Source organism: Micromonospora sp. D75, from assembly GCF_018070405.1.
Taxonomy (GTDB): domain Bacteria; phylum Actinomycetota; class Actinomycetes; order Mycobacteriales; family Micromonosporaceae; genus Micromonospora; species Micromonospora chalcea.
In genome coordinates this window covers 1-7,821 of sequence record NZ_JAGPXV010000257.1, presented here as the reverse complement: position 1 = coordinate 7,821, position 7,821 = coordinate 1, and the positions used below count along the sequence as shown (strand labels likewise).

The following is a 7,821-nucleotide window of genomic DNA, read 5'->3' as shown; positions in this document are numbered from 1 at the left end:
GCGGGCCCCCGCCCCCGGGGGCCCGCGCCCCGGCCCCCCGTTTCAGTAGCGCCAGGGGGTGCCGGTCTCGCGGTACTCCTCCACCGGCACGAGCGGCACGCCGGGCGCCATCCGGTCGACGTAGAGCCGCCCGTCCAGGTGGTCGATCTCGTGCGCGACCAGCCGCGCCATCGCGTACTCGAACGAGGTGATCACCCGGCTGCCGTCCCAGAGCGCGTGTTCCACGTCGATCCGCAGCGGCCGGGGCACCAGGCCGCGGTGGTCGAAGAAGGAGAGGCACCCCTCGTACTGCTCGTCGGTCTCGGCGGCGGTGTCCACGACGCGCGGGTTGAGCAGCACCACCGGTTCGGCCGCGCGGTCGGCGGGCCGGACCAGCGCGGCGGACCAGCCGATGCCGAGCTGGGGCGCGGCGAGGCCGACGCCCTTGCTGAACGGGTGCAGCTCGTCCAGCCGGGCCAGCATCGCGGCGAGCCGGTCGATGACCTGCCGGGCGTGCCGTTCCTCGGCCGGCAGGTCGAACTGGCGGGCCGGCTGCCGCAGCAGGTCGTCGCCGCGCTGCACGATGCCCACGGCACGCATCCGGTCGCTGGCCCGAACCCGGGCGCCGCCGGTGGGCGCGCTGTCCGGCTCGGCGTCCGCCTGCGGGCTGCGGAATCGCCACTGCATCCGGTAGCGGGCGTTGAGCGGCGGGTCGTCGGTCCCCCAGTCGAAGATCACCCGGTCGCCGTCGGAGGCACGCTGGATCGGCGTACGCAGCGGTCCTTCCTCGGCCGACAGCGAGGTCTCCGCACCCCACACCTTGGGGTCGAGGTCCGCGGGCAGGTCGAGCCGCACCGCCAGGTGCCGGGTGGGCAGGCGTACGGCCCGCTGGAACCAGGGGCCCCACTTGTCCTGGCCGACGCGGTACGCGTACTCGATGGTGACCCGGTCGCCCGGGTAGAGCGGGAAGCGTCCCTCGTCGTTCTCGAAGAGCAGCCAGATCTCCTTGAACGCGTCCCGGTCGTGCTTGGCCCGCCAGTGCATCGGCTCGCGTCCGTTGCCGTCGTCCCGGTACGCGGTCAGTTGCAGCTCGGCGAAGGTGAGCGGGTGTTCCCGGTGGTGCCGGTTGGAGCGGCCCGGGTCGTTCGGGTAGCGGTCGACGGCGACCCGGACCAGGTAGCGGGTGACCGGTTCGGTGCCCGCGTTGTACAGCTCCCGCCGGATCGCGCAGTGGTAGCCGTCGCCGATGTGGGTGAGCGTGGCCACCTCGCGCTCGACCACGAGGCCGGTGCCGGGCGGCAGCCACTGCCCGGGGACCGGCGGGTCGCGGTGCGCTCCGCCGGCGCGGCCGTGCCGCAGCTCGTCGTACTCCCGGAAGCGCTGCCAGATCGCGCCGCTGGCCTCCAGGACGGCCTCGGCGCGGCGGGCGAAGTCCTCGGTGGGCCGGTGCCGGCGCCCTTCGACGTGGCTGACGTAGGACGGGTCGAAGCCCATCAGCGTCGCCAACTGCTTCTTGGACAGCCCTCGGCCGGTCCGGTGCCGGGCAAGTTCCGCCGCGAACGAGTCCGCGGCACGCTCGATCGGTGAGGTCGTCATCAGCTTCCTCGTGGCGGGAAGCCCATTTTCACGTTGGGTGGCCGAACGTGTACGGAAACTGCCTCATATTCGACATACACCTTGACATCTGAACGGAGCGCATCGATCCTTACACCGTGCGTCGCCGTTTCCGGCGGCGTTTTTCGTCTTCCGGGCCGGGTAGTACGCGACCGGCGCCGGAGTGACCGGGACCTCCCCGCGACACCGCGACGTCACTTCCCCTCCCGCCGAGGGAGTGGTTAGGCTAGCCTTAGCTTCGGTCGACGGCACGCGCCGGCCGACAGGGCGACCAGACAGGGGACGGCCAGGTGACTGCGGTGATGCCGGGGCGCGACGCCGCCACCCCGTTCGCCCCGGTGACCGCGACCCTGCGCGCCATGTTCGGCACCGACGACCTGCCCGGGCTCGCGCCCGGCCTGCTGGTCCGCGACGAGCTGGACCGCTGGTCCCCGGCCGCCCGGCTGATCGACGGCACGCTGCTTCCCGAGTTCCTGACCCGCGCCGGCCGCCGCTGGGGCGGCACCCCGCACGCCTGTGCCGCGCTCGCGTGGAAGTCCTACAGCTACTGGACGGCGCTCCCAGCGGTGCTCGGCTGGGCGTCGGCCCGGCGGGTGCCGCTGCTCGACCCGGCCGACGTCCTCGTGCACTTCGAGGACCACCACCAGCTGCTCACGCTGGGGCTGCGCGCGTCCACCCCGGTGGCGGTGCTGCCCGGTGACCCGCTGGCGCTGGCCGGCGCGCCCGGTGTGGTCGTGGTGCCGGACGAGGCCGCCCTGCTCGGCGCGCTGCGCGCGTCCCTGCTCGACGCGCACTTCGCCCCGCTGATCGCCGCCATCCAGGGCGAGGTGCGGATCGGCACCCGTACGCTGCTCGGCTCGGTGGCCTCCGGCATCGCGCACGGCATCCTGCGCGCGGCGGACGCGCTGCCCGGCTCGTCCGTGGCGACCGTCGGCACGCTGCTCGGCGCGCTCGACCTGAACGACCTGGTCGAACTGGTGCCCGGCCCGGCCGGCGAGCCGACAGTGCAGCGGCGCACCTGCTGCCTGGCGTTCACGCTGCCCCGGCCCAAGGTGTGCCAGGGCTGCTGCGTCCGCCAGGGCTGACGGGTCAGTCGGCCAGCGGCCGGACGTCCCACAACCACACCCCGCCGGTACGGGTGGGCGTGATCCCGCTCAGCTCCGTCATCGCCCGGCGCAGCGCGTCGGCCTGCGGCAGCCGGGGGTCGAGGATCACCGCGCCGGCCCGCCAGTAGCGCAGGTCGTCGACGGCGGCCACCCGATCCTGCGGCGTGATCGGCGGAACCGCGTCGGTGCGCCGTACCGTCTCGAAGAACGTGCTGGTGGGACGCGGCGGCGCGGTGAACAGCGCGATCCGGTCCCCGCCGGGGCGGGTGTCCGGATAGAGGAAGTAGCCGCGGGCCAGCGGCATGTCCAGCCGGGTCTCGGCGGACCAGCGCAGCGGAACCGCGTACGTGGTGTCGGGCAGCGGCAGCGTGACGATGCTGCGTCCGTCGGCGACGTAGGGGCGCCAGGCGCCGGAGGTGACGAACGCCGGGGTCGGTTCGAGGCGCTTGGCCGGCAGCGGGGTGGGCAGGATCGGCAGCAGCGCCATCGCGAGCACGGTGACGGTGGCGAACCGGATCTGCCCGCGTGCGTCCGGATGCCGGGCGGCCAGCCGGCGGACCCGCTCGGCGCCGAGCGCGAGCAGCACGCCGATGATCGGGGTGAGCGCGAGCGACCAGCGGGTGGGCACCACCGAGTGCAGGACCGGCAGGTTCTCCAGCGCGGCCCACGGGCCGGGGATGCCGGTGTCGCGTCCGTCGTAGCGGATCTCCCGGCCGAGCGAGAAGAGCGCGAACACGAGGCCGACCGCGGCCAGGCCGAGCACCACCGCGTTGCGGCGCATCCACCAGACCAGCGCGGCCACCAGGATCACCAGCGGCCAGCCGAAGAACGCGTTCTCCTCGGTGGCGTTCTTGACCAGCGGTTCACTGCCCCGGGCGTCACCGGCCACCGATTCCCGGGACCAGGCGACGTACGCGGCGAGGTCGGTGGAGTAGCCCCGGATCAGCGTGGAGAGCCCGCTGTACGCGCCGGGACCGAAGAACTGGACCCAGAGCGGGTACGCGAGCAGCGCCCCGGCGACCACCGCGGCCACGGCGAGTCCGGCGGCGAACGGGCGGGCCGCCGAGCGCAGCGCGGGACGGCCGAGTACGAGCGCGAGCACCACCACGCCGAGGCCGATGGCGGTCATCAGCAGGATCTCCAGGTTGAGGAACGCCTGCCAGACGATCACCAGGGCAAGGAGTACGCCGTTGCGCAGCCACCGGCCGGGCTCGGCCAGGCGCAGCGTCCGCCAGATGATCAGCGGCACCACGAACTGGCTGACGATGTTGGGGTGCGAGTTGGCGTGCGAGATCATCGCCGGCGCGAACGCGCAGAAGGCGGCACCCAGCCAGGCCGGACCGCGAGACCGCACGACAACTCGGGAGAGAAGGAAATACCAGGACACGCCGGTGGCGGCGAGCCCGAGGGTGAGGAAAATCAGGAATGACCAGCGCGGACCCGCCCAGAGCGTGATCGGGGTCAGCGGTAATGAAACAGATAATACGGACGTATTGGCCATGAGATTGACGACATCCGGCACATTCATCCGGTCCGAGGTGAACGGATAGGCGAAATCGGTGACGACGCGCGCACCATGCGCCATCATCCATTCGAATTGCGCCTGATCTGTCCGATTGTCCCGGATCCCGTTGCGGGGGTCCACCCACAACCGGGCGGTGACCCAGAGCGCGAGCAGCACGAAGCTGAGCACGGCGAGCACATCGATCCGCCTGCCGTGCCCCGTTTTCGCCGGGTCCGCCGCTGATTCCGGAGTAGTCATGACATTTCAGAGCGTAGTCAGGGTATGACCGGCAGGTGCAATGTTCCGCAGACTCACGTACTATGTGCCGAGTTCGCCGACCGCCGATCAGGCACCCCTCCGCATCACAATTCGGCCCCCCTCCGTCCCCCGATTTCCCCCTCAGCCATCCAGATGGTTGACTCTGACGGTCCAGGCGCGGGTCAGTCATATCGTGAGGAATCGACGCATGGCAGAAATCACTGGGGACCAGCGCGTCCAGTCCGAGGTGCTCGAAGGCCTCGCGACCGCTGTCAACCACCGGCAGTGGTTCGTCGAGCTGGCGGTGCCCTACCTCGGTGACAACCCGATCGAAATCGGCAGCGGCCTGGGCGACTACGCCTCCGCGTGGGCCGAGCAGGTGCCCCGGATCACCGCCACCGAGGCGGACCCGGACCGGCTGGTCCAGCTCAAGGAGCGGCTGGCCGACCACCCGGGCGTCGAGGTCCGGCAGATGCTGCTCCCGCACCACGAGCGTGGCGACTACAGCGCGGCCGTCTCGTACAACGTGCTGGAGCACATCGACGACCACGTGGGCGCGCTGCGCAGCATGCGCGACCTGGTCCGCCCCGGAGGCGCGGTGGTCATCATCGTGCCGGCGTTCCAGTTCGCCATGAGCCCCGCCGACATCGCCACCGGCCACGTCCGCCGCTACACGAAGAAGACGCTCGCCGCGGCCATGACCGAGGCCGGCCTCACCGTGGAGCGGATCCACTACGCCAACGCGCTCGGCCTGATCGGCTACTTCATGGCCACCAAGGTCTTCCGGCTGATGCCGAAGGAGGGCCCGATGGTGAAGGTGTACGACACGCTCGTGCTCCCCGTCACCAAGGCCGCCGAGCAGCGCGTCCGCCCGCCGTTCGGCCAGTCCGTCTTCGCTGTCGCCCGCGTGTAAGGAAGGGTCCCTTGTTAACAGACGTCTGTTAACAAGGGGCCCTTCCTTACACCTCACTCCTTGATCTGGTACGTCGGGCGGATGACCGCCCGGGCCAGGGTGTGGAACGCCAGGTTGAAGCCGACGAAGGCCGGGCTCGCCCCGGCGGGAATGTCGAGGCGGTCCACGTCCACGGCGTGCACCGCGAACACGTACCGGTGCGGGCGGTCCCCGGCGGGCGGCGCGGCGCCGCCGTAGCCGGTCTCGCCGTAGTCGTTGCGGACGCTGAACGCGCCGCCCAGGTCGCCCTCGTCAACGCCGCTGGGCAGCTCGGTGACGGACGCGGGCACATTCACCAGCACCCAGTGCCAGAAGCCGCTGCCGGTCGGGGCGTCCGGGTCGAAGCACGTGACCACGAAGCTCCTGGTCTCGGCCGGGAAGCCCGACCAGGACAGCTGCGGGGAGACGTTCTCGCCGCCGGTGCTGCCGTGCGCGTACCGCGCGTCCATCGGCTCGCCGTTGTGCACGTCCTCGCTCGTCAGGTCGAACGACGGCACCGTCGGCAACAGCTCGTACGGGTCCGGGGCGATCGGTCGTTCCAGGGTCATCGAAACGGTCCTTCCGGGTACGCGAATGTCCTGCGCCCCTTCATACCCCGTTGTCCGGGCCGCCGTGCTGTCGGCGCACCATCTCGTTGATCCAGACCGGCGCGTACGGCGACGTGCAGCCCGGCGGCGTGGGGTAGTCCTTGAGCACCCCGAGCCGCTCGCCGATGCCGATCGCGCGTTCCCGGTACGCCGGATGTTCGATCCCGATCTGCGCGAGGCAGTGGTTCATCGCCCACTGGAGGCGCTCCGGCGCGCCGGCCATCTCCGCCTCGATCTCGTCGAGCAGACCGGCCAGGTCCAGCCCGTCCGGGTTCCGCGCCACCCGCTCGGTGGTCAGCGCCCAGCCGGCGCTCGCCACCACCGGATCGGGATCGGCCGACCAGGCCAGGCGCAGCGGCTCCGCGTGCGGGCTCTTCTTCACCACGTAGTTGACGAGCCAGTCGTGCACCTTCGGCGTACGCGCCTCGCGCAGCATCGCGTCCAGCTCGTCCCGCCCGTACGCCTTCGGCCGGCAGATCAGCAGCGCAAGCAGCCGCGCGGCGCTGTCGCCGGTCGCCCACAGCTCCCGCGCGAGGTCCTGCTGCGTCTTCAGCCGCTTCGCGACCGCCCGCAGCTTGCCCAGGTTGACCCCATGGTCGTCGCCGTGCCGCTCGTTGACCGCGCGGATCTTCGGATCGTCGAGCGCGGCCAGCTCGGCCGTCACCTCGGCCACCGTCGTCGTCTCCGCCACCAGGCCCTCCCGCCGTATCCGTGTCCCGCAGCCTACGGCCGCGCCCGGCGCTCCCGCTGTTCCGCCGCCCCGCCGGTCAGCGTCGTCCCGTCTCATCGCGTTCCCCCGATTCCGGCAACTCGCGCGGTATCAGGCACATCCGGTGCGGCCGAGACTCGCCGTGGGGGTCGCCGAAGAAGAGAGCAGTCATAAGCCGCAGAGGCGATGGTTACTTCCGGGGCGACACGCCCATGTGTCCGCACGCGCGGCAGACCGAGGCGAGGCGGGGTGGGAGTTGGCGGAGGGTGTGGGATTCGAACCCACGAAGACATCGCTGCCTTACCGGTTTTCAAGACCAGCGCCATCGGCCACTAGGCGAACCCTCCCGGCACGCCCCCGAGGGGTGCGCGACCGGGACCCAGTCTGCCACGAACCCCGTACCGGGCAAGCCGCCGTCCCACCTCCGTTGCGAGAATGTGTGCGTGTGGGAGAGTCCGGCAGTGGTGCTGATCAGCGGAATCATGGCCGCAGGCAAGTCCACAGTGGCCGAAGGGCTGGCCCGGCGGCTGCCCCGCTCGGTGCATCTGCGCGGCGACGTGTTCCGCCGCGTGATCGTCAACGGGCGGGCCGACATGACCGCCGAGCCGAGCGACGAGGCGCTGCGGCAGCTCCGGCTGCGCTACGACCTGGCCGCCTCGACCGCCGACCGGTACGCCGCGGCGGGCTTCACCGTCGTACTCCAGGATGTGGTCCTCGGCGCGGACCTGCCGGCCATGGTCGGCCGGATCCGGCACCGGCCGCTCGCCGTGGTGGTGCTCGCGCCCCGCGCCGAGGTGGTCGCGGCCCGCGAGCGGGACCGGCCCAAGACGGGGTACGGGGACTGGCCGGTGGCGGACCTGGACGCCGGGTTCCGGGCCGACACGCCCCGGATCGGGCTCTGGCTGGACACGTCCGACCAGACGCCGGACGAGACGGTGGCCGAGATCCTCGCCCGCGCGTGGACCGACGGGCAGATCGGGTAAGACTGAGTCATGCGCGCGATCACGATCACGGAACCCGGCGGACCCGAGGCGCTCGTCTGGACCCACGTGCCGGACCCGGAGCCCGGCCCCGGCGAGGTGGTCGTGGAGGTGCGGGCCAGCGCGGTGAAC

7 protein-coding genes, 1 tRNA gene and 1 pseudogene are annotated in these 7,821 nt (G+C 71.7%); 4 read left to right on the top strand and 5 right to left on the bottom strand.

Annotated elements, in window-relative coordinates; genetic code table 11:
• Positions 1–42: 42 nt before the first annotated feature.
• Positions 43–1,575 (bottom strand): peptide deformylase, encoded by a 1,533-nt coding sequence (locus tag KBX39_RS16765; RefSeq protein WP_064448840.1) that lies wholly within the window; start codon positions 1,573–1,575, stop codon positions 43–45.
• A 320-nt stretch (positions 1,576–1,895) separates the two neighbouring features.
• Between KBX39_RS16765 and KBX39_RS16760 the strand changes: the two genes are divergently transcribed.
• On the top strand, positions 1,896–2,678 hold the full coding sequence (locus KBX39_RS16760) for a hypothetical protein (protein ID WP_064448844.1): 783 nt from the start codon (positions 1,896–1,898) through the stop codon (positions 2,676–2,678).
• A gap of 4 nt (positions 2,679–2,682) precedes the next feature.
• On the opposite strand, the gene KBX39_RS16755 is transcribed toward KBX39_RS16760, so the two are convergent.
• Complete coding sequence (locus KBX39_RS16755; protein ID WP_166456758.1) at positions 2,683–4,461, bottom strand: hypothetical protein; 1,779 nt, start codon at positions 4,459–4,461, stop codon at positions 2,683–2,685.
• A 208-nt stretch (positions 4,462–4,669) separates the two neighbouring features.
• On the opposite strand from KBX39_RS16755, the gene KBX39_RS16750 reads away from it, so the two are divergent.
• On the top strand, positions 4,670–5,374 hold the full coding sequence (locus KBX39_RS16750) for a class I SAM-dependent methyltransferase (protein ID WP_043327784.1): 705 nt from the start codon (positions 4,670–4,672) through the stop codon (positions 5,372–5,374).
• Between the two features lie 53 nt (positions 5,375–5,427).
• On the opposite strand, the gene KBX39_RS16745 is transcribed toward KBX39_RS16750, so the two are convergent.
• From KBX39_RS16745 to KBX39_RS16735, 3 genes are all read right to left on the bottom strand, one after another.
• Positions 5,428–5,961, bottom strand: coding sequence for a YbhB/YbcL family Raf kinase inhibitor-like protein (locus KBX39_RS16745; RefSeq protein WP_210871432.1), 534 nt, complete (start codon positions 5,959–5,961; stop codon positions 5,428–5,430).
• Between the two features lie 40 nt (positions 5,962–6,001).
• Positions 6,002–6,691 carry a DNA alkylation repair protein gene (locus KBX39_RS16740; protein WP_064448842.1) on the bottom strand — a complete coding sequence of 230 codons (690 nt, stop codon included), beginning with the start codon at positions 6,689–6,691 and terminating at the stop codon, positions 6,002–6,004.
• 275 nt (positions 6,692–6,966) lie between these two features.
• Positions 6,967–7,056, bottom strand: a tRNA-Ser gene (locus tag KBX39_RS16735).
• Positions 7,057–7,152: 96 nt separating this feature from the next.
• Here KBX39_RS16735 and KBX39_RS16730 point away from each other — a divergent pair.
• On the top strand, positions 7,153–7,692 hold the full coding sequence (locus KBX39_RS16730; protein ID WP_043327781.1) for an AAA family ATPase: 540 nt from the start codon (positions 7,153–7,155) through the stop codon (positions 7,690–7,692).
• Between the two features lie 9 nt (positions 7,693–7,701).
• Positions 7,702–7,821 (top strand): annotated as a pseudogene (locus KBX39_RS16725) (NAD(P)H-quinone oxidoreductase); the annotation flags it as partial.

Bases quoted from the DNA above. Each gene is read 5' to 3' on its own strand.
- KBX39_RS16765 (WP_064448840.1), bottom strand. From the start codon at position 1,575: ATGACGACCTCACCGATCGAGCGTGCCGCGGACTCGTTCGCGGCGGAA.
- KBX39_RS16760 (WP_064448844.1), top strand. From the start codon at position 1,896: ATGCCGGGGCGCGACGCCGCCACCCCGTTCGCCCCGGTGACCGCGACC.
- KBX39_RS16755 (WP_166456758.1), bottom strand. From the start codon at position 4,461: ATGACTACTCCGGAATCAGCGGCGGACCCGGCGAAAACGGGGCACGGC.
- KBX39_RS16750 (WP_043327784.1), top strand. From the start codon at position 4,670: ATGGCAGAAATCACTGGGGACCAGCGCGTCCAGTCCGAGGTGCTCGAA.
- KBX39_RS16745 (WP_210871432.1), bottom strand. From the start codon at position 5,961: ATGACCCTGGAACGACCGATCGCCCCGGACCCGTACGAGCTGTTGCCG.